The 19,581-nt window shown below is 73.2% G+C and carries 19 protein-coding genes; 11 read left to right on the top strand and 8 right to left on the bottom strand.

The window, feature by feature from the left end:
* The first annotated feature begins 55 nt into the window (after positions 1–55).
* A complete protein-coding gene (gene lplAB, locus DEI88_RS03305) occupies positions 56–1,105 on the top strand; it encodes a lipoate-protein ligase LplAB (RefSeq protein ID WP_111010142.1) in 1,050 nt (349 codons plus the stop codon).
* A gap of 146 nt (positions 1,106–1,251) precedes the next feature.
* Positions 1,252–1,578: a hypothetical protein gene (locus DEI88_RS03300; RefSeq protein ID WP_146246081.1), complete on the top strand. Its 327-nt coding sequence runs from the start codon at positions 1,252–1,254 to the stop codon at positions 1,576–1,578.
* Here DEI88_RS03300 and DEI88_RS03295 read toward each other — a convergent pair.
* Together DEI88_RS03295 and DEI88_RS03290 are read right to left on the bottom strand one after the other, a co-directional pair.
* The gene (locus tag DEI88_RS03295; RefSeq protein WP_111010146.1) at positions 1,575–1,859 is read right to left on the bottom strand and encodes a GNAT family N-acetyltransferase; all 285 of its coding nucleotides are present in this window, start codon (positions 1,857–1,859) and stop codon (positions 1,575–1,577) included. The genes DEI88_RS03300 and DEI88_RS03295 overlap by 4 nt on opposite strands.
* Complete coding sequence (locus DEI88_RS03290) at positions 1,856–2,779, bottom strand: alpha/beta fold hydrolase (protein WP_258375121.1); 924 nt, start codon at positions 2,777–2,779, stop codon at positions 1,856–1,858. Before DEI88_RS03290 ends, DEI88_RS03295 begins: the two co-directional genes overlap by 4 nt.
* A 124-nt stretch (positions 2,780–2,903) precedes the next feature.
* On the opposite strand from DEI88_RS03290, the gene DEI88_RS03285 reads away from it, so the two are divergent.
* From DEI88_RS03285 to DEI88_RS03270, 4 genes are all read left to right on the top strand, one after another.
* Complete coding sequence (locus DEI88_RS03285) at positions 2,904–4,055, top strand: inorganic phosphate transporter (protein WP_111072286.1); 1,152 nt, start codon at positions 2,904–2,906, stop codon at positions 4,053–4,055.
* 1 nt (position 4,056) lies between these two features.
* Positions 4,057–4,332, top strand: a complete 276-nt coding sequence (locus tag DEI88_RS03280) for a hypothetical protein (protein WP_111072287.1) — start codon at positions 4,057–4,059, stop codon at positions 4,330–4,332.
* Positions 4,333–4,600: 268 nt separating this feature from the next.
* Positions 4,601–5,056, top strand: a complete 456-nt coding sequence (locus DEI88_RS03275; protein ID WP_220037213.1) for a MarR family winged helix-turn-helix transcriptional regulator — start codon at positions 4,601–4,603, stop codon at positions 5,054–5,056.
* Positions 5,053–6,399 (top strand): MFS transporter, encoded by a 1,347-nt coding sequence (locus DEI88_RS03270; protein WP_502866973.1) that lies wholly within the window; start codon positions 5,053–5,055, stop codon positions 6,397–6,399. Before DEI88_RS03275 ends, DEI88_RS03270 begins: the two co-directional genes overlap by 4 nt.
* A 2-nt stretch (positions 6,400–6,401) precedes the next feature.
* On the opposite strand, the gene DEI88_RS03265 is transcribed toward DEI88_RS03270, so the two are convergent.
* A complete protein-coding gene (locus tag DEI88_RS03265; protein WP_111035514.1) occupies positions 6,402–7,328 on the bottom strand; it encodes an alpha-E domain-containing protein in 927 nt (308 codons plus the stop codon).
* 258 nt (positions 7,329–7,586) lie between these two features.
* Between DEI88_RS03265 and DEI88_RS03260 the strand changes: the two genes are divergently transcribed.
* The 3 genes from DEI88_RS03260 (at position 7,587) to DEI88_RS03250 (ending at position 9,614) form a co-directional block, all read left to right on the top strand.
* Complete coding sequence (locus DEI88_RS03260; RefSeq protein WP_111072288.1) at positions 7,587–8,594, top strand: SLAC1 family transporter; 1,008 nt, start codon at positions 7,587–7,589, stop codon at positions 8,592–8,594.
* Positions 8,595–8,624: 30 nt separating this feature from the next.
* Positions 8,625–9,143, top strand: a complete 519-nt coding sequence (locus DEI88_RS03255; RefSeq protein WP_181435055.1) for a MarR family winged helix-turn-helix transcriptional regulator — start codon at positions 8,625–8,627, stop codon at positions 9,141–9,143.
* A 198-nt stretch (positions 9,144–9,341) separates the two neighbouring features.
* Complete coding sequence (locus DEI88_RS03250) at positions 9,342–9,614, top strand: hypothetical protein (protein ID WP_111010159.1); 273 nt, start codon at positions 9,342–9,344, stop codon at positions 9,612–9,614.
* 117 nt (positions 9,615–9,731) lie between these two features.
* Here the strand turns inward: DEI88_RS03250 and DEI88_RS03245 are convergent, their stop codons facing one another.
* The 3 genes from DEI88_RS03245 to DEI88_RS03235 form a co-directional block, all read right to left on the bottom strand.
* Positions 9,732–10,601, bottom strand: a complete 870-nt coding sequence (locus tag DEI88_RS03245) for an NAD(P)-dependent oxidoreductase (protein WP_181435054.1) — start codon at positions 10,599–10,601, stop codon at positions 9,732–9,734.
* An 84-nt stretch (positions 10,602–10,685) separates the two neighbouring features.
* A complete protein-coding gene (recQ, locus tag DEI88_RS03240; RefSeq protein WP_111035512.1) occupies positions 10,686–12,554 on the bottom strand; it encodes a DNA helicase RecQ in 1,869 nt (622 codons plus the stop codon).
* Positions 12,555–12,563: 9 nt separating this feature from the next.
* A complete protein-coding gene (locus DEI88_RS03235) occupies positions 12,564–13,664 on the bottom strand; it encodes a CPBP family intramembrane glutamic endopeptidase (protein ID WP_111012335.1) in 1,101 nt (366 codons plus the stop codon).
* Positions 13,665–13,770: 106 nt separating this feature from the next.
* Between DEI88_RS03235 and DEI88_RS03230 the strand changes: the two genes are divergently transcribed.
* Positions 13,771–14,814: a ketopantoate reductase family protein gene (locus DEI88_RS03230; RefSeq protein WP_111072289.1), complete on the top strand. Its 1,044-nt coding sequence runs from the start codon at positions 13,771–13,773 to the stop codon at positions 14,812–14,814.
* Positions 14,811–15,311: a GNAT family N-acetyltransferase gene (locus tag DEI88_RS03225; RefSeq protein ID WP_111072290.1), complete on the top strand. Its 501-nt coding sequence runs from the start codon at positions 14,811–14,813 to the stop codon at positions 15,309–15,311. The genes DEI88_RS03230 and DEI88_RS03225 overlap by 4 nt, the downstream gene beginning before the upstream one ends.
* A gap of 12 nt (positions 15,312–15,323) precedes the next feature.
* On the opposite strand, the gene DEI88_RS03220 is transcribed toward DEI88_RS03225, so the two are convergent.
* Positions 15,324–18,395, bottom strand: coding sequence for an AAA family ATPase (locus tag DEI88_RS03220; RefSeq protein WP_111072291.1), 3,072 nt, complete (start codon positions 18,393–18,395; stop codon positions 15,324–15,326).
* Positions 18,395–19,549, bottom strand: a complete 1,155-nt coding sequence (locus tag DEI88_RS03215; RefSeq protein WP_111072292.1) for an exonuclease SbcCD subunit D — start codon at positions 19,547–19,549, stop codon at positions 18,395–18,397. The genes DEI88_RS03220 and DEI88_RS03215 overlap by 1 nt, the downstream gene beginning before the upstream one ends.
* Positions 19,550–19,581: the final 32 nt, after the last annotated feature.

Below are 19,581 nucleotides of genomic sequence, written 5' to 3'. Positions count from 1 at the left end.
CGGGAGGCACGCCCCGCGCCGCTCGCGTGCGTCGCGTCCGGCATAGGCTGACGGGATGCACGGCGAGTACAAGGTCCCCGGAGGCAAGCTCGTCGTCGTCGACCTCGAGGTCGTCGACGGCCGGATCGACGGGTTCCGTCTGGCGGGGGACTTCTTCCTCGAACCGGACGACGCCCTCCCCCGCATCGACGCGGCGGTGAACGGCCTGCCGGTCGAGACCGACGCCGCGGGCATCGCGGCCGCCGTCCGGGCCGCCCTGCCCGAGGGCGCCGTCCTGCTCGGGTTCACCCCGGAGGCGGTGGCCACGGCCGTGCGTCGGTCCCTGGCCCGGGCCTCGACCTGGCAGGACCACGACTGGGAGATCATCCACGAGGGCCCCATCCCGCCGAACGAGCACCTGGCGCTCGACCAGGTCCTCACCGAGGAGGTCGGTGCCGGACGCCGCGGTCCGACCCTGCGGATCTGGGAATGGGACCAGCCCGCCGTCGTGATCGGCAGCTTCCAGTCCCTGCGCAACGAGGTCGACCCGGCCGGCGCGGCGCGGTACGGCGTCGAGGTCGTCCGCCGCATCTCCGGCGGGGGCGCGATGTTCATGGACGCGGGCGCGATCATCAGTTACTCGCTCTACGTGCCGGCGGACCTCGTGCAGGGCATGAGCTTCGCCGACTCCTACGCGTACCTCGACGAGTGGGTGATCGAGGCGCTGAAGTCCCTGGGCATCGAGGCCTGGTACCAGCCCCTCAACGACATCACCTCGGCGAAGGGCAAGATCGGCGGTGCCGCGCAGAAGCGGCTCGGCACGGGCGCGATCCTGCACCACGCGACGATGAGCTACGACATGGACGGCGAGAAGATGGTCCAGGTCCTGCGCATCGGCCGCGAGAAGATGAGCGACAAGGGCACCACGAGCGCTGCGAAGCGGGTCGATCCCCTGCGGTCGCAGACGGGTTTGTCACGCGCCGAGATCATCGACCGACTCATCGCGACGTTCACCCGGCTGTACGGCGCGCACGAGGGCCACGTCACGCCGGAGGAACGTGCCCGCGCCCAGGAGCTCGTCGCGACGAAGTTCGCCACTCGCGAGTGGCTCGAGCGCGTCCCCTGATGCAGGGCGTGGCGTCCGGGAGGAGGGGACTCCCGGACGCCACGCGAGCATCGTCGACGCCGGACCAGAGACGGGGACTCGAGGATCATGAGAATCACCCGCGCGGCTGATCCCCCGCGCGGACGACCCACGTAGCCTCGGTGCTCGTGAACTGGTTGATCGTGCTCGGCGCGATGGCGGCGGCCGTGCTCGCGACGTGGGTCGCGGACCGACTCGGCTGGGTCGACCTGTCGAACAAGGCGAGCCGGGGCGGCTCGTCCGGTGGTGCCATCGCGATGATGGACGAGGTGTTCGCGCCGACCCGTCACGAGACGCAGGCCGAGTTCGATCGGCAGTCGCGCCTCCCGGTCGAGGCGCCGACGCCGGCGGACGACGACCACGACCTGCTGAGCGGCCACGTGCTCATCCGGGTGCCCACGGTCCGTGCGGACCGCGGGCCGGCTCGTGCCGGGGCGCACGAGCGCAGCTTCTAGACCGCCAGGAGCTCCTGGTAGTCCGGGTGCTTCTCGATCCAGGCGTGTACGTAGGAGCACTGCGCGACCACCGACCGGTCGGATCCCGCACGGACGTCGTCGAGCGCTCCGCGGACCAGGATGGACGCATTGCCGCCGCCACGGTGCTCGGGGTCGACCTCGGTGTGCACGAAGCGGATGACGTCGCCGTCGATCTCGTACGCGGCGAAGCCGATGACGGCACCGTCCTCGACGAGTGAGTACTGGTTCTGGTCGGCGTCGTTCCGCACTTCGGTCGTCATCCGGCCGAGGCTACGCCCCCGCCCCGGACGTCCGCAGTGCGGGTGTGAGCGTTCAGCCAGGCGACCAGGTCGGCGATGACCTCGTCCCGGTTCGTCTCGTTGTAGACCTCGTGTCGCGCGCCCTCGTACACGTGCACCCACACGTCGGTGAGGCCGGCGCGGCCACGGTACGCGCGGGCCAGTCGGTGCACGGAGCGCGGGCCGCCGAGCGGGTCGTCGGACCCGACCTGCAGGAGCAGCGGCAGGTCGTGCGGGATCCGACGCCGCGGGACGCCGAGCAGCCGGAGGGTGTCGGCGATCCCGAACAGCCCGATGACGTCCGCCTCGGCCGCGAGCGGGTCACCCGCCATCGCCTCGATGATCGCGCGGTCGCGGGTCAGCCACTCGTACTTCGTCGGCCCGAGGTGCGCGTGCCGCTTGTTGAGGTCGCCGCCGTTCATCCAACCGGGCACACGGTAGGCGGACCCGGACAGCACGAGGCCGTCGTACTCGCCGCTGGCGGTGTTGACGATCTTCTGCGCCATGATCGATCCCCACGAGTGGCCGAGCAGGACGATCGGGAGGCCCGGGTGCGCCTGCCGCGCGACCTGCGTCATCTGCTGGACGGCGGCCACGGCGGCGCGGAGACCGCCGGGTCCGAGCCGGCCGAGCTGCGTCCGGTCGTCACCGTGCTGTCGGAGGCCCGTCCGCCCGTGCCCGCGGTGGTCGTTGACGACGACGGTCCACCCCGCGGCGACGAGGTCCCGGGCGAGCGACGCGTACCGCCCGCCGTGCTCCCCCACCCCGTGGGCGATCTGCACGACGCCGTGCGGGTCCGCCGCGCTCCAGGTGTCGTAGACGACGTCGATCCCCCACGCGTCCCTGAACGTCGCCTCGATCGGCGCGCTCGGACCGGGCGGTGTCGGCTGCGATGCGGTCACCGCACCATCTTGCCGCGCCGACGCCCGAGTTCACCCGCTGTTCACCTCGGCGCGTGCGGCACTCGCCTAGCGTGGCGCCCGTGTCGGCAGTCCCGCTGCCGATGCCCTCACGACAGGAGGCAGCATGGACGTCCTCGTCACCGTGGTCCTCGTGATCGTCGTCGCCCTGGTGTTCGACTTCACGAACGGGTTCCACGACACCGCCAACGCGATGGCCACGTCCGTCGCGACCGGTGCCCTCAGACCGCGCACCGCGGTGCTCATCTCGGCGTCGCTCAACCTCGTCGGCGCGTTCCTGTCCACGGAGGTCGCCTCGACGGTGTCGCAGGGGATCATCAACGAGGGCCAGAGCGGCATCGAGATCACACCCGTCATGATCTTCGCCGGCCTCGTCGGCGCGGTGCTCTGGAACCTCGCCACGTGGTACCTCGGCCTGCCGTCGAGCTCGACCCACGCGTTGTTCGGCGGTCTCATCGGGGCCGCGGTCATCGGCGCCGGGTTCCAGTCGGTGAGCTGGACCACCGTGGTGTCGAAGGTCGTCCTGCCGGCCCTGTTCTCCCCCGTGATCGCGGGCGTCATCGCACTCGTCGCGACGTTCGTGGCCTACCGCTTCACCCGGAACGCGACGACGCACGGTGCTGCGACGGGGTTCCGGCACGGGCAGACGATCTCGGCGTCGCTGGTGTCCCTGGCCCACGGGACGAACGACGCGCAGAAGACGATGGGCGTCATCACGCTCACGCTCATCGCGGCGCACTACCAGGAGTCCGGGACCGGCCCCGAGCTGTGGGTGATCCTCGCCTGCGGCCTGGCGATCGGCCTCGGCACCTACACCGGCGGCTGGCGGATCATGCGGACGGTCGGCAAGCGGATCTGGGACGTCCAGTCGCCCCAGGGGTTCGCCGCCGAGACGAGTTCGGCCGCGACGATCCTCATCTCGAGCCACCTCGGGTTCGCCCTGTCGACGACGCACGTGACGAGCGGGTCCGTCGTCGGGTCGGGCCTCGGCAAGCGGCTCGCCGACGTGCACTGGGGCGTGGTCGGGAGGATCGCCTCGGCCTGGGTGATCACGCTGCCCGCCGCTGCGGTGGCCGGTGGCATCGCGACCTGGATCGCGTCGTCCTCGGCGATCGGGCTCGTCATCGTGGCGTTGCTCGCGGTCGCCGGTGGCGGGACCTTCGTCATGCTCGCCCGACGCAAGCCGATCACCCACGAGAACGTCAACGACGAGCCGGCCCCGGAGCGCGAGCCGGTCGCCGCCGGAGCGGAGGCCTGACATGGGGTCCACCATCGACTGGAGCGCCATCGGCGAGGTGTTCGGCGTCGGGTTCGTCGCCGCGGTGGGCATCGTCGTCGTCTACACCCTGGGCCTCCGCCTGCTCGGGGTCGGCCAGCCGCAGGACCCGCGCGGTGAGGCGACGACCTCCGACCAGGAGGCCCCGCGTTCGGGCCGCACGCCGCCCGCGGCGATCGCCGGTGCGGGACTGTGCTTCGCGGTCGTCGCCGCCGCGGTGCTGTTCGGGATCTGGCTGACCGTCCCCCAGTTCCACTGACGGCCGCCCCGGCCAGGGCTGGCCGGCCCGGCCAGGGCTGGCCAACCCGGCCAGGGCTGGCCGGTCCTCCAGGTCCGGCCGGTCCTCCAGATCCTTCGAGATCGCAGAAGATGCCGCTTTGGCCCCCTCCGAAGCGGCATCTTCTGCGATCTCGACGCAATGGGGGCGACCCCATGGCGACCGGTGGGCGCGGGCGACCGCGCGGGCACGCGGCTGCGCCCTCCGCGGAACCAGTTCGTTCGCCGAACTAATTTGATAGGCTAACGATGTGTCCGTCGAAGTCCCCGCTCGCCCCGACCGGGCGACACCGCACGCATCGCTGAGCAGCGACCTGCGGATGACCGTCAACCGCCTGTCCCGGACCCTCCGCGCCCAGAAGGCCGACGCCTCCGTCCCGGATGCCCAGTTCTCCGCCCTCGCGCAACTGCACCGGAACGGTCCTCGCTCCCTGGCCGACCTCAGCGATGCCGAGGGCATCACGCCCCCCTCGATGACGAAGACCGTGAACGCCCTCATCGAACGTGGGCTGGTCCGGAAGACCGAGGACGCCGTCGACAAGCGCAAGGTCCTGATCAGCGCCACCGATGCCGGTGCCGCCTTCGTCCGGGAGACCCGTCGTCGCCGCGACGCCTGGCTCGCGCCCCGCATCGCCAAGCTCACACCCGCCGAACGGCGCACCCTCGCCGACGCCACCGACATCCTGAGGAGGCTCACCCAGCAGTGACCGCCATGTTCAGTTCCCTCTCGGGACGCAACTACCGCATCTGGTTCTCCGGCGCCCTCGTGTCGAACGTCGGCACGTGGATGCAGCGCACCGCGCAGGACTGGATCGTCCTGACGCAGTTCACCCACGACAGCGCCGTCGCCGTCGGTATCACGATGGCGTTCCAGTTCGGGCCGCAGCTCGTGCTCATGCCGATCACCGGACTCGTCGCCGACCGGTTCGACCGCCGGCGCACCCTGATGGTCACGCAGGCCCTCATGGGAGCGCTCGGTCTCGCACTCGGGATCATGGTGGTCACGGGCGCTGCCTCGCTCCTGTCGGTCTACGGGTTCGCACTCGCGCTCGGCATCGTCGCCGCCTTCGACACCCCCGTGCGCCAGGCCTTCGTGTCGGACGTCGTCCAGGGCGAGAACGTCGCGAACGCCGTCGCACTCAACTCCGCCTCGTTCAACGGTGCCCGACTCATCGGCCCCGCGATCGCCGGCGTGCTCATCACCGCCATCGGTTCCGGTTGGGTGTTCGTGATCAACGCGGCGTCGTTCCTGGCGGTGCTCATCGCGCTGCGGTTCGTCGACCCGGCACAGCTCGCTCGGCGCATCCGGCCGAAGCGCGGCAAGGGTCAGATCCGCGCGGGGTTCACCTACGTCCGCACCCGCCCCGACATCGTCGTGGTGCTCTGCATGATCTTCGTGGTGGGGACGTTCGGCCTCAACTTCCCGATCTTCACGTCCACCATGGCGCGCGTGGAGTTCCACCGCGGCGCGGGCGAGTTCGGCCTGCTCAACTCGGTCATGGCGATCGGTTCGGTGCTCGGTGCACTCCTGTCGGCCCGTCGCGAACGTCCGCGCCTGCGCCTGCTCGTCGTCGCGTCCACGGGATTCGGGCTCGCATGCGCCGTCGCCGCGGTCATGCCCACGTACGCCACGTTCGCGATCCTGCTCGTGTTCGTCGGGCTCTCCGCCATGACGTTCATGACCACCGCCAACGCCCTCGTCCAGACGACGACCGAACCGGCGATGCGCGGCCGGGTGATGGCGCTGTACATGGCGATCTTCGCGGGTGGCACACCCATCGGGGCGCCGATCGTCGGCGCCGTGGCCGACTCCTGGGGTCCCCGGTGGGCGCTCGGCGTCGGGGCCCTGTCGGGGTTCGTCGCCCTCGCGATCGCGCTCGTCTGGTTGTCCCGGTTCCAGCACCTCCGACTCCGGTACGACGCGGACAGTCGGCTCCACCTGGCCGTGACGAGCTCGATCCCGGTGGTCGGCGGGCGTCGGGCGCGCGCGGCGATGCAGGCCGAGTTCGCCTCGGAGGAAGCCGTCGCGAACCGCACCAGCTCCGCCTGAGGTCAGCGGCCTCCGGCCCAGGACGGGGCCGCGTCCGTCGGGAAGTACCGGGCACGGATCGCGTCGGACACCTCCGTCGTCGCCTGCCGCACCTGTTCCATGCGGCTCGGCAGGTCCTCGAGGATCGCGGCCACGGGCGCGGCCTCGAGCGACGACCGGATCCCACCGAGGAGGCGCTGGGCATCGTCCTCCGTACCGGCCCGCTCCGTCGCCGGCTCGACCTCGCGGAGGCACTGCTCGGCGCGGCGCACCGAGAACAGGACGGAGCGCGGGAACGACGGGTCGAGCAGGAGGAACTCGGCAGCAGTCCGCGCCGACGGCACACCGCGGTGCGTGTGCAGGTACGGCTCGTAGGCGCCGCACGAGCGGAGGATCGTGGTCCAGCTCGGCCCGGCGACCTCGGTGAGCATGCGGCTGGCGAGCAAGCGCGCGGTCAGGTCGGCCCGCTCGATCGAGCGTCCGAGGGTGAAGAAGTTCCAGGTCTCGTCGTGGCTCGTGGTGGACTCGATGATCCCCACCGCGAGCGCACTCCGCTCCCGCACCCACCCGAAGAACTCGTGCACCTTGTCGCTCGCGACCTTGCGGGGCATGCGCGCCCGCGTCGTGTTGAGGCACTCCCACAGCTCGGTCGACACGAACTCGCGGGCGCGGCGTGCGTCCTCGCGGGCCGCGCCCAGGGCGCACGCGATCGAGGCGGCGTTGTGCCGGTCGACGGCGAGCATGCCGAGCACGTCCGCACGGGTGAGTCGCTCGTCGTCGGGCACCGATGCCCCCAGGACGCCGAGCAGACTGCGGCAGGCGAGGTCCTCCTCGATCCACGGCTCCTCGTCGAGCAGTTGCAGGTGGACGTCGAGGAGCCGGGCGGTCCCGTCCGCGCGTTCGACGGAGCGGCCGATCCCGAAGACGCTCTCGGCGGTGCGGCTCAGCACGTCGCCTCCTCGGACGTTCCGGACCCGTCGGCCGCAGCGGACGGAGCGGCCATGCCGAGAACATAACGACTCGTGATTGCCGCGGTGTTTCATGCCCGGGTCACGGATGTTGCGGATGCGTGAGCGCGTCCGCGATGTCCGGAGGCGCGCCGGGCAGCAGCGACGTGCACGGACCGGACGCGCCGGTCGCAACGGGAGTGGGCGGGGAATGCTGTGCCGCCTATGAGGGTTACATCGGCACGCGAACAAGGAGCCAAGATGACCACCACGACGACACCGCGACCACGATTGCCGCTCAACACGTTCGGGATCTCGTTCGGCACGGCAGGTATCGCCGGTACCTGGACCACGGCCGGCGACCTGCTCGGAGCGCCGGCCGCCATCGGCGAAGTCCTGTGGGCCGCCGCGGCGGTCGCCTGGGTCGTGACCATCGTCCGGTACCTGCGCCGACCGGGCGGGATCCGAGCCGTCGTCGCCGACCTCCCCCACCCGGTCCTCGGTCCGTTCGCCGCGCTCGTGCCCGCGGTGGGGTCGCTGCTCGCGGTGCACGTGTCGACGTGGGCGCCGACGGTCGGGGCGGTCGGCGTCTGGGCGATGCTCGCGCTGACCACGGCATTCGGTGCGTGGTTCGTGACCGACCTGCTCACCACGCCTCGCGACCCGGGAACGCTCCACGGCGGGTACCTGCTCCCGACCGTCGCCAGCTCGCTGCTCGGCGCGCAGGCGCTCGCGACCATCGGTCACCCGGCACTCGCGACGGGCTTCTTCGCGACCGGCGTGCTGTTCTGGCTCCTCGTCGGCGCCGTGCTCCTCGTTCGGTTCGCGACCGGACCGGCGATCCCGGCCGCACTCCTGCCCACGCTCGCGATCGTCTCCGCACCGCCGGCGGTCGCGGGCAACGCCTGGTGGGTGCTGACGGGAGGCGCCCCGTCCGTCGTGCACACCGCCCTCGCCGGCATCATGGTCGCCTTCCTGCTCCCGCACGCCTTCCTCGTCCGTCGCTACCTCAGGTCCGGGTTCGCGATCGGCTTCTGGGCGATGACCTTCACGACAGCCGCGAGCGCCACCTACGGGATCCGGCTGCTCACGTCCGCGGGCCTCGGGACGCTCGGCATCGCGTCGGCCTGGGTCGTCGTGGCGCTCGCGACGGTGATCGTGGGCAGCATCGCCGTGCGGTCCATGGGGCTGTTCCTCCAGCGACCCCATGATGCAGCTGCAGCTGCGGTGCCCGCGGCCGATCGGCGACCCGGCAAATCCCTCGACTGACTAGCTGCTAGATGATCTAGCATGTCCTCCATGTCCGAGCCAACGACGCAGGCCCGGGGCTTCTGGGACAGTGCCTCCCCGGCATCGGTGACCGACGTCCTCGAGGCGCTCCGTCAGCTCCGCGAGGCCGAGCAGCGCGCCCACCGCCGAGCGTGTGCGTCCCTCCACGTGGGCGAGAACGGCCTGCACGCGTTGCGCTTCCTGCTCGAGGCCGGTGCCGTCGGGCAGGACGTCAACGCGAAGGACCTCGCGGTCCGGCTCGGGGTGACCGCGGCCTCCACCTCGGTGCTGGTCGAGCGCCTCGTCCGGAGCGGGTACGTCGAGCGTCACCCGGACCCACAGGACCGCCGTGGCGTGCTCCTCACGGCCACCGGCCCGGCCGCCCACCGCGCCCGTCGCGTGATCGCGGAACTCGACGCGACACGGGGTCGAGCGGTGGCGGACCTGCCTGCCGGAGCCGCTGACGTGGTCCTGCGGTTCCTCACCGAGATGGCCGATGCGGTGGGCGCCGAAGATTCCGTACCCGCGGGTATGGACAATTCTAGTTAGGCCATCTAGATTGTGACCCGCGAGGCAAGAGGTGCGGCGCCGTTCGGGTCGGAGCCGGACCTCTCTCCTCCCTTGGACGGTGCGGCCTCGTTCGGGTCGATGGCCGCACCGTCCCCCTTCTCCTCGCCGCTCACGGGACTCGGTCCGTCCTGCCACGCTCCCGACCGGTGTCCATCCGCCCGGCGGTATCGTCGGCACATGGGGCACGACCAGGCGGACGAGGGATCGGACCCCGAGCGCGTGCCCGACCCGCATCAGGAGCGGACGGCGGAGCACGAGCGCAGCGTGCACCCCGAGGACACCATGCCCCTCGCCGAGCTCGATGCACACGCCCGCGCCGAGGCGGCACTCCGGCGCATCGCGGCCGGCAGCGACCCGGGGCGCGAGGCCTTCGACCTCGCGAACACCCTCAACGACGAGACCGTCGCGCGCGTGCGCGCTCGACTCACCCGCTGGTTCCGGCGACACTGACGCGGTCACCGCCGCACCGCCGCGAACGGCCTGGGGGCGCGCGCACCGCCGGGCCGACCCCGTCCGGTCCGGTCCGACCCGGCCCGCCGCGTCCTTGTGGGTCGGCGACGCTCGCGATCAGTCGGCCGCGCCCTGCGGCCGGAACCCCGTGACGACGGCGGCGATGTCGTCCCCACCGTGCCCCGCGGCGCTCGCCTGCCCGTAGACGGTCACGAGGGCGTCGAGCAGCGTCGTGCTGACGCCGGACTCGTTCGCCGCGTCGACCATCAGGCCGATGTCCTTCCGGAGTCCGTCGAGCGCGAACTGCGGGTCGAACCGGTCGGCGATCATCGCGGCGCCCTTGGTGTGCGCGTACTGCGAGTCGGAGGCGCTGCCGTCGATCGCCTGCAGGAAGAGGTCGGGGTCGAGTCCGAGTGCGGTGGTGAGCGTGAGCGACTGCGCCGTCGCGGCCGTGATCGAGGCGATCCAGGCGTTCGCGGCGAGCTTCAGTGCGGTCCCGGCCCCGACCGCGTCCCCGGCGACGACGATCTTGACGCTGATGGCCTCGAGCACCGGCCGGACGCGGTCGAGGAACTCCTGCGGACCGGCGGCGAGCATGGTGAGCTTGCCCTGCTCCGCCGGTCCCTTCGTCCCGAGCATCATCGCCTCGACCAGGGTGATCCCGTGCTCGGCGGCGACGCGCACCACGCGCTCCGTGCCCTCGAGGCCGATGGTCGAACTCTGGACCCAGATGGCCGACTCGGGGGCCGCGTCCGCCGCCTGCCCGAGGACCTCGAGCACGGCGTCGATGTCGAACAGCGTCAGCAGGACGACCTGCGCCGATGCCACGGCGTCAGCGGGCGAGGTCGCGACCGTGGCGCCCTGTTCGCCGAGGGGCTGCGCACGCTGGGCGGAACGGTTCCACACGGTCACGTCGTGCCCCTCGCGCAGGAGCGACCCCGCGACGCCGGCACCCATCGCACCCGTCCCCAACACCGTCACCCGCATGCGCGCCTCCTCCGTCCGGTGCCCGGCTCGGTCGCCGCGGCAGCGCCGCCGACGCTACGCCGAGGAGCCCGCGAGGACGGCGAGTCAGGCTGCGTTCGCCACGACCTCGAGCACACCCTGGCCGTAGGCCTCGAGCTTCGCGGCTCCGACGCCGCTGATCTGCGCGAGCTGCTCGAGCGTCGCCGGTCGCGTCGCCGCGATACCGCGCAGGGTGGCGTCGCCGAACACGACGTACGCCGGCACGCCCTGTTCTCGCGCGCGGGTGCTCCGCCACGCGCGCAGGGCCTCGAACAGGCCGGTGGCCTCGCTCGGGAGGTCCGTGGGCGCCGCCCGACGCCGGGTCGCCCGCACGGGACGGGGCTGTTCGCGCCGGAGCCGGACCTGGACACGACCGGCCAGGACGTCGGCGCTCATCGGGGTGAGCACGAGGGTGCCGTACCCGTCGCCCGAGACACCGACGAACCCCTGCGCCAGGAGCTGCCGCACGACGCCGCGCCACTCGCCCTCGGACAGGTCCTGCCCGATCCCGAAGGTCGCGAGGGACTCGTGGCGCAGCTCCTGCACCCGCGGCGACTGCTTGCCGACCAGGATGTCGACGATGTGCCCCGCGCCGTACCGCTGGCCGCGCTCACGGTCGAGCCGGACCACGGTGGACAGGAGCTTCTGCGCGGGCACGGTGCCGTCCCAGGCCTCGGGCGGGGCGATGCACGTGTCGCAGTTGCCGCACGGCGTGGACTCCTGCCCGAAGTACGCCAGGAGTCGCACGCGGCGGCACTCGACCGTCTCGCAGAGGGCGAGCATGGCGTCGAGGTGCATGCTGAGCCGTCGGCGGTGGGCGGCGTCGCCCTCGGACTGGTCGATCATCCGACGCTGCTGCACCACGTCGTTGAGTCCGTACGCCAGCCACGCGGTCGACGGCAGGCCGTCACGTCCGGCACGGCCGGTCTCCTGGTAGTAGCCCTCGAGCGACTTGGGCAGGTCGAGGTGGGCCACGAACCGGACGTCGGGCTTGTCGATGCCCATGCCGAACGCGATCGTCGCGACCATGACGACGCCGTCCTCGCGCAGGAACGTCGCCTGGTTCCGGGCGCGCACCCCGGCGTCGAGTCCGGCGTGGTACGGCAGCGCCGGCACCCCGCGTTCCACGAGCGCTGCGGCGGTCCGCTCCACCGACGCCCGGGACAGGCAGTAGACGATGCCAGCGTCCCCGGCGTGCTCGGTGGTGATGAACTTGAGCAACTGCTGCAACGCGGCTGCCTTGGGCTCGATCCGGTACTGGATGTTCGGGCGGTCGAAGTCCGCCACGAAGTGCGCGGCGTCGTCGAGGCCGAGCCGCGCGGAGATCTCGCGGTGCGTCTGCGGCGTCGCGGTGGCCGTGAGCGCGATCCGGGGCACGCTCGGCCACCGTTCGTGCAGGACGCTGAGTTCGAGGTAATCCGGCCGGAAGTCGTGCCCCCACTGGGCGACACAGTGGGCTTCGTCGATGGCGAAGAGGCTGATCGCCGCGCGGTCGAGCAACGCCCGCGTCGACTCGAGCCGGAGTCGCTCGGGCGCCAGGTAGAGCAGGTCGACCCGACCGTCCACGAGGTCGCGTTCGACCCGGGCACGTTCGTCGGGCGTCTGCGTGGAGTTGAGGAACGCCGCGCGCACGCCGTTCGCGGCGAGGGCGTCGACCTGGTCCTGCATGAGCGCGATGAGCGGGGACACGACGACGCCGACGCCGTCGCGCACGAGGGCGGGCACCTGGTAGCACAGCGACTTGCCGCCGCCGGTCGGCATGAGCACGAGCGCGTCGCCGCCACCGACCACCTGGTCGATGATCGCCGCCTGCTGCCCGCGGAAGGCGTCGTACCCCCAGACGCGCTGCAGGACCTCGAGCGGCGCCGACCGCGCACTCGACGCGTCCCGGGCACCGGAGACCCCGGGCGCGCGGACGGACGAGGGACTGCTCATGCCGGCAGCCTACGGGCGTCCGCCGACACGGTCCTCCCGGTCCGTCCCGGTGTGGGCGATCACGCTCGCGTCCGAGGTGGGGAGGACGTCCGCGGTGGTGGGCACGGCCTCCCAACCGGGCTCGACGGTGCTGCTCCAGATCGGCGTCCGCCCGCGGAACCGCGGACCCTCCGCGCCCGGGCGTCGACGGTCCAGCCGCGACCGCCGCGCGAGCAGCTCGACGAGCAGCGCGTAGATCCCCATGGTGACGATGGTGACGATCGCGCCTCCGGCCGAGCCGTCGGAGGACGCGGTGTCGAGCCGCGACCACCCCGGGGCCTGCAGCAGGAAGATGACCACGTTGTTGAGCGCGTGGGCGAGGATCCCCGACTCGAGGCCACCCGTCCGCCAGGCGAGGATCGCCGCGATGGCGCCGAACGACCCCACGTCGACGATCCCCCACACGTCGTACCCGTTCGGCAGGTGCAGCAGGGCGAAGCAGATCGTCGACACGAGGACGGCCGGGATCGGGTTCCGCACCCACGAGCCGATCGTCTGCATGAGGAACCCGCGGAAGATGTACTCCTCGGCCGCGGCCTGGAACGGCACGAGCACGACGACCATGACCACGGTCACGATGAGCGTCGTCGAGGACACCGTCTGGTGCCCGAGCTGCCGTGTGCCGAAGGTGAGGAAGCCGGCGCCGGGCGTGTGGAACATCGACCAGCCCTGGATGCCGACCGTGAGGACCGCGAGCACGAGGAGCGGGAGCAGACAGCGCGCCATCCACCCCCAGCGCACGCGGAACCGCACCGAGGACAGCTGACCCCACGGTCCGAGCCCGGCGATCCGGACCGCCGCCATGATCGCCGGCAACAGCAACACGAGGGAGGCGAGCGTCAGCCCGAGCACGAGCGGATCCGTCGACGACAGCGCGTCGTGCTGGATCTCGTGCGCGAACCGCTGGAGGCCCGACACACCCGATCGCGCCAGGATCGGCACGAAGAACCCGATCGCGATGAGCACCTGGCTGACGAGGTAGAACCCGAGGAACACGGCGAGCGCCACCAGGGGTCGCCACCACCGCCAGCGCGAGTGGACGCGGAACAGGCGGTGGTAGGGGACGCTCACGCCGGAAGGCTACCGGGCCGACCTCGCCGGACACTCCGCTCCGGCGGCGGGACCCGCGTCCGCGTCCGCCCGGAGCCTGCCGGGAGGCCCGTGGTACGCATGACGTGTGCGTTACGTCATCATCGGGGCCGGATCGATCGGCGGCGCCCTGGCGGCCCGCCTCGCCCGCCACAGCCCGAACCCGCCCGTCCTCGTCGCCCGCGGGGCCCGGGCCGCGGCCCTGCGCGACCGCGGGATCCGGCTGCGGACACCCGACGAGGACGTCACCGTCCGGGTCGCGGTCGTCGAGGCCCCGGACGAGGCCGCGCTCCGCGACGACGACGTGCTCGTCCTGACGACGAAGACGCAGCAGGCGGACGAGGCGCTCCGGACCTGGGCGGACGCGCCCGTGCACGACGCCGGCGGCACGGTCGTCGGTACCGCGGGCGACCTGCTCCCCGTCTGCACCGCACTCAACGGCGTCGAGTCCGAACGCATCGCCCTCCGGTACTTCGAACGCGTGTACGGCGTCTGCGTCTGGCTCCCCGCGGTGAGCCTCGACCCCGCCGAGGTCGTCGTGAGCATCGCGCCGACGATCGGCATCCTCACCATCGGCGCGTACCCGGTCCGCCCGGTCGACGACGACCCGGTCGTGGCGGCGTTCGCGGCGGACTTCCGCGCGAGCGGCGTCGACGTGTACCCGGAGGCCGACGTGATGGGGTGGAAGTACCAGAAGCTGCTGTCGAACCTGGCGAACGGCCTCCAGGCCCTGCTCGGTCCGGACGGGGCGTCCTGGCGGGACCTCGCGTCAGCGCTCCGCGAGGAAGCCCTCGGGGTCTACGCCGCCGCCGGTGTCCAGGCGGTGTCCGACGCGACCGAGAAGGCCCGACGGGGCGACACGTTCCGCTCCCGCCCCGTCCCCGGCGTCGAGCACGAACTCGGCGGGTCGTCCTGGCAATCGCTCGTGCGCGGGTCCGGCTCGATCGAGACCGACTACCTCAACGGCGAGATCGCGCTGCTCGCGCGGTCGGCCGGCACGCACGCACCGCGGAACGCGCTCGTGCAGCACCTGGCACGCGTCGCCGCCCGCGACCACCTCCAGCCCGGAGCCGTCACACCCGACGAGATCCGCAGCCGGTTCGCGACACTGGCGGCGGGGGTGGCGGCGTGAGCGCGCTGGACGGCATCCAGGTCCGGCCCGGCACCGCGATCGAGGCGGACGCGTGCGTCGACCTCTGGTTGGCGGCGCTCACCGATCGCGACGACGAGGACCAGGGCGCGCCCGTGCGGGAACGCGCCCGGTCCAAGTTCGCCCTGCCGGGGGCGGAGCTCCTCGTCGCGACCCGCACCGGTGACGGCGGCGCCGGGTCGGAGATCGTCGGCTTCGCGGTGACGAGTGACCGGGGCGACGCGGTGGTCGGGCTCGAGCTGTTCGCCACGCGGCCGGACGCCAGGGGTCTGGGCGTCGGACGGGCCCTGCTCGAGCGCGTCCTCGCCGAGGCCGAGGCCAGCGGCGCGGTGCTCGTCGAGCTCGAGAGCCGGGTGACCAACGCCCGGGCCATCGCGGTGTACGAGGCAGCGGGGTTCCGGCCGGAGGGCGACCCCGTGCCGCATCCACTCGGGGGCGACCCCGTCGTCCGGTACGCGTTGCCGGTCGTCGGGGCCTGAGCTCCGCGCGGGTCACACCGTCGTCCGCACCGTCGACCCTCCGCCCGGTGCTCGCCGGACCTCGATCCGGTCGGGGATCCGCTGCTTGAGTTCCTCGACGTGGCTGACGATGCCGACCTGGCGTCCGCCGGCCGTCAGACGCGTCAGCTGCCCGACGACGCCGTCGAGCGTCTCCGGGTCGAGCGTGCCGAACCCCTCGTCCACGAACAGGGTGCCGAGCTCGACACCGCCGGCCTCGGCCTGGACGACGTCGGCGAGGCCGAGCGCCAGACACAGCGACGTCGTGAACGTCTCGCCACCCGACAGGCTCCGCGGGTCGCGCGTCCGTCCGGTCTCGTGGTCGCGCACCGCCAGGGCCAGACCCGTGCGACGGGCGCGCGAGGACGTCTCGCGCTCGTCTGAGGCCTCGAGCGCGAACCGGCCCCCGAGCATCGCGCCGAGTCGACTGTTCGCGGCGGCGACGACGTCCTCGAACCGCCGCATGAGCACGTACGTGCCGAGCGTGATGCCCGTCGGGTTGACGCTCGACGCCGCGGTCGCGATGTCGGCGAGGCGGACCACCGCGCGGCTCTCGGCCGAGGTCTCCTGTCGTGCCCGCACCGCCCGGTTGAGGTCGCCGCGTCGAGCCGAGGTCGCGGCCGCACGGGCCTCCGCGGTCGCCGCCGCACCGGTGGCGGCCTGGAGGGCCTCCTCGGCTCCGTCGGCACGCGTCCGGACGGCCTCCAACTCGGCTCCGTCGACGGCGTCGTGCTCGGCCGCGGCGACGTCCGCCTCGGCGAGGCCGGCCTGCACGACCGCGTGCTCGCGTTCGGCTCCCGCGACCTCGGACCGGAGCCGCGCCGCCTCGTCCGGCCCGAGCCCGGCGGCGCGGGCGGCGTCGGCGTCGGCGAACCCCGCGTCCCCCAGCGCGCGCTCGACCTCCGCTGCGCGGGCCAGCACGTCACGGTCGTCGCTCCGCAGGGCGTCGGCCGCGGCGGCGACGGCTGCGCAAGCGGCCGCGTCACGATCGAGCGCGGCGACGGCCTGGTCGAGCGAGCCGGTGCCGACACCGCCGGCGTCGACCACCGAGGCACGGCAGCGCTCCACGGTGGCCTCGTCGGCGGCGAGCGCGGCGGCATCGGCGGCGTGGCCGGCGCGCCCGGCCGCCACCTGCGCGGCCAGCGTGCTGCGTTCCTCGGCCAGGGCGCGGGTGTCGCGGTCGAACGCCTCGAGTCGCTCCTCGGCCCGGGCGACCTCGGCCGCGGCAGCGTGCGCACGCGCGATCCGGTCGCGCAGCGCCGACGCGGTCGCGGCGACGGACTCGGGCGTCGCCGCACCGATGGCGGTGGTGAGCCGGTCGCACTCACGCCGCGCGACGGCCTGCCGAGCGGCGGCGGCGCGTTGGTCGACGTCGGCGGTGGCGCGGGCGTCGGCGGCGGCCTCGATGTCGTCGTCCGTCGGGTGGCCGTCGAGCGGCGCCGCGACCGCCGGGTGGTCGACGGAACCACACACCGGGCAGGGCTCTCCCGGCGTCAGGACGCCGGCGAGCTCACCCGCGAGGCCCGCCGCCCGTCGTGTCCGCAGGTCGGCCTCGTGCGTGATGGCCGCCTGCGCCCGGAGCGACGCGGCGGCGAGGTCGGCGTCGGCGGCGGTCGCGTCGGCCGCGGCGCGGTCCCGGTCGTCGAGCAGGGCCCGCACGGCGTCGAGGTCGGCCAGCGCGCGCTCCGCGACGGGTCCGTCGGCGGCCCGGTCGGCGGCCGCACGGGAGGTCGTGACGAGCGCGAGCCGTTCGGCGGGCCGGGCGTCGAGGAGGGGTTCGAGCGCGGCGCGGCGCTCCTCGGCGCGGGCGAGCTCGGTGCGGGCCGAGGCGAGGGCGGCGCGCCGGGCCGGCAGATCGCGCTCGAGCGCGACGGCGTGCCGCGCGCCCGCGACGACGTCGCGGAGCGCGGCGGCGTGCGCGGCGAGCGCGGTGGTGTCGACCGCCGGCATCGACTCGAGGTCCTCGAACACGCTGCCGCCCGCGTCCAGCGGCGCGCCGCCGGCTCCGGCGCCCACCCCGACGGTGTGTCGTGTGAGGGCGTCCCGGTGCTCGGCGACGACCCGCGCGAGGTCCGCGCCGCGACGCTCCGCACGCGTCCGGGCGGTGTCGAGGCCGACGACCAGGCCGAGCACGCGACCGGCCCGTTCCGCGAGCTCGAGCCGGGCCCGGGCACCGGCGACCTGCTCCGCGCGGTCCGACAGCGCGGCCTGTCGGCGGAGCAGGTCCGCCCGGCGCCGGAGTGACCGCGCCCGGCGTTCCGCGTCCGCCAGGTCGGCGCGAGCGCGCGCGGCGGCACCCGCCGCGGCGTCCCGGGCCGTGGTCGCCTCGTGCGTGGCGGCGGTGACCTCGGCGACCACGGCATCGGCCGCGAGTTCGTCGACGGTCTCGAGGCCCGCCGCCTCGGCGAGGCGGTTGAGCGCGTCGTGCACGGCGGCGTCCGCACGCTCGACCGCCGCGGCGGCCGCACGGCGGCGAGCGACGAGTTCCTCGGTCGTGCGCTCGTACACGTCCGTGCCGAACAGCGACTGCAGCAGTGCACGACGGTCCTCACCGGGAGCGCGCAGGAAGCGGGCGAACTCCCCCTGCGGCAGCACGACGGTCTGCACGAACTGGGCGCGGTCGAGCCCGATGATGCGCTGGACCTCGGCGCCGACCTCTTGCGTCGCGATCGACAGGGGTTCCCCGACGGCGTCCCCGGGCGCGGCCAGCCGCCACAGGCGGGCTGACGCGTTCTGCCGCGTCGTGCCGCCTCCGCTCTTCTTCGGGCGGTCGTGGGCGGGGGTGCGCCGGACCCGGTGGACCCCTGCCGCGGTCTCGAACACGAGCTCGACGAACGGCTCGACCCCGGCGTCGGCGTGGTGGCTGTGGAGGCGGTCCTTGCTCGCACCCTCGCCCGCGAGCGACCCGTAGAGGGCGAACACGACGGCGTCGATGATCGTCGACTTGCCTGCGCCCGTCGGCCCTTCCAGCAGGAACACACCCGAGGCCCCGAGCGCCGCGAAGTCGACGTCGACCGTCTCGGCGTACGGACCGATGGCGGCGAGACGAAGGTGGTGCAGGTACATCAGCGCTCCCCTCCGGCGGCGAGGGCGGCCTCGTACGCGTCGCGCAACACGGCGGTCTCGGCCTCGGTCGCCGGGCCACCGGTCGCGAACGCCACGAAGTCGGCCGCGACCTCGACCGGGTCCGACGCGGCGGTGACGGTCGCGGCGGTGCGATCGGTGGTACCGCCCGCGGGCTCGTGGAGGATCGACAGGGCGTGGGGGAACCGGTCCTTCACCCGCGCGTACATGCGATCCGGATGCACGGTGTCGGTGACGCTCACACGGACCCAGGCATCGGCGTGCTCGGCGGCCGCCCCCTGCTCGATCTCGGCCATCGTCGCCCGGACGTCGACGAGCCGCCGCGGCACGGGTGCGGGGAGCAACTCGACGGACACCCCGCCGTCCGCACCGAGCTCCACGAGGGCCACCGACTTGCGCTGGTGCCGCTCGCCGAACGAGAACGCGAGCGGTGAACCGGCGTACCGGATGCGGTCGCCGTCGCCGACCCGCTGCGGGCCGTGCAGGTGCCCGAGAGCGACGTAGTCGATGCCGTCGAACACGCCCGCGGGCACGCGGTCGACACCGCCCACGCGGATGTCCTGCTCGCTCTCGCTCGGTGCGCCGCCGCCGACGAACGCGTGCGCGACCACGACGCTCCGGACACCGGGACGGCGACCGAGGTCGGCGCGGACCCGGTCGAGTGCGGCACGGACGACGGCCTCGTGCGAGCGCGCGAGCGGCGCGTCGGGATCGGCCGCGAGCGCATGGCGCACCATGTCCGGCGCGAGGTAGGGCACCCCGTAGACGGCGACCGTGCCGTGGTCGTCGTCCAGGAGGACCGGCTCGTGCAGCCGCTCGACCTCGGCGAGGATCCGGACCCGTTCCGCCATCACGCCGGCGCCGAAGCCGAGGCGCACGGCGGAGTCGTGGTTGCCGGGCGTCACGACGACGGGGGCGAGGGCGCTCAGTCGCTCCAGCACGCGGGACAGCATGCGGACGGCCGGTACGGGTGGGACCGCCCGGTCGTAGACGTCGCCCGCGACGACGACCAGGTCCACCGCGTGCTCCTGCACGAGATCGACGAGGTGGTCCAGGAAGGCCGCCTGGTGGTCGAGCAGGTCCGCGCCGAGCAGTGTCCGCCCGAGGTGCCAGTCCCCCGTGTGCAGGATCCGCATGTGCCCCCTCCGCCGCTGCGCCCGGAGCGTCC

Origin of the sequence: Curtobacterium sp. MCBD17_003 (assembly GCF_003234885.2) — a bacterium.
Lineage (GTDB): Bacteria > Actinomycetota > Actinomycetes > Actinomycetales > Microbacteriaceae > Curtobacterium.
The sequence above is the reverse complement of the archived record's forward strand: the minus strand, read 5'-3'. Positions and strand labels throughout refer to the sequence as shown.

Coding starts and splice junctions, on each gene's coding strand:
- DEI88_RS03215 (WP_111072292.1), bottom strand. CDS start 19,549: ATGCGGATCCTGCACACGGGGGACTGGCACCTCGGGCGGACACTGCTC.
- DEI88_RS03220 (WP_111072291.1), bottom strand. CDS start 18,395: ATGTACCTGCACCACCTTCGTCTCGCCGCCATCGGTCCGTACGCCGAG.
- DEI88_RS03260 (WP_111072288.1), top strand. CDS start 7,587: ATGACCACCACGACGACACCGCGACCACGATTGCCGCTCAACACGTTC.
- DEI88_RS03245 (WP_181435054.1), bottom strand. CDS start 10,601: ATGCGGGTGACGGTGTTGGGGACGGGTGCGATGGGTGCCGGCGTCGCG.
- lplAB (WP_111010142.1), top strand. CDS start 56: ATGCACGGCGAGTACAAGGTCCCCGGAGGCAAGCTCGTCGTCGTCGAC.
- DEI88_RS03295 (WP_111010146.1), bottom strand. CDS start 1,859: ATGACGACCGAAGTGCGGAACGACGCCGACCAGAACCAGTACTCACTC.
- recQ (WP_111035512.1), bottom strand. CDS start 12,554: ATGAGCAGTCCCTCGTCCGTCCGCGCGCCCGGGGTCTCCGGTGCCCGG.
- DEI88_RS03280 (WP_111072287.1), top strand. CDS start 4,057: ATGGGGTCCACCATCGACTGGAGCGCCATCGGCGAGGTGTTCGGCGTC.
- DEI88_RS03250 (WP_111010159.1), top strand. CDS start 9,342: ATGGGGCACGACCAGGCGGACGAGGGATCGGACCCCGAGCGCGTGCCC.
- DEI88_RS03285 (WP_111072286.1), top strand. CDS start 2,904: ATGGACGTCCTCGTCACCGTGGTCCTCGTGATCGTCGTCGCCCTGGTG.
- DEI88_RS03255 (WP_181435055.1), top strand. CDS start 8,625: ATGTCCGAGCCAACGACGCAGGCCCGGGGCTTCTGGGACAGTGCCTCC.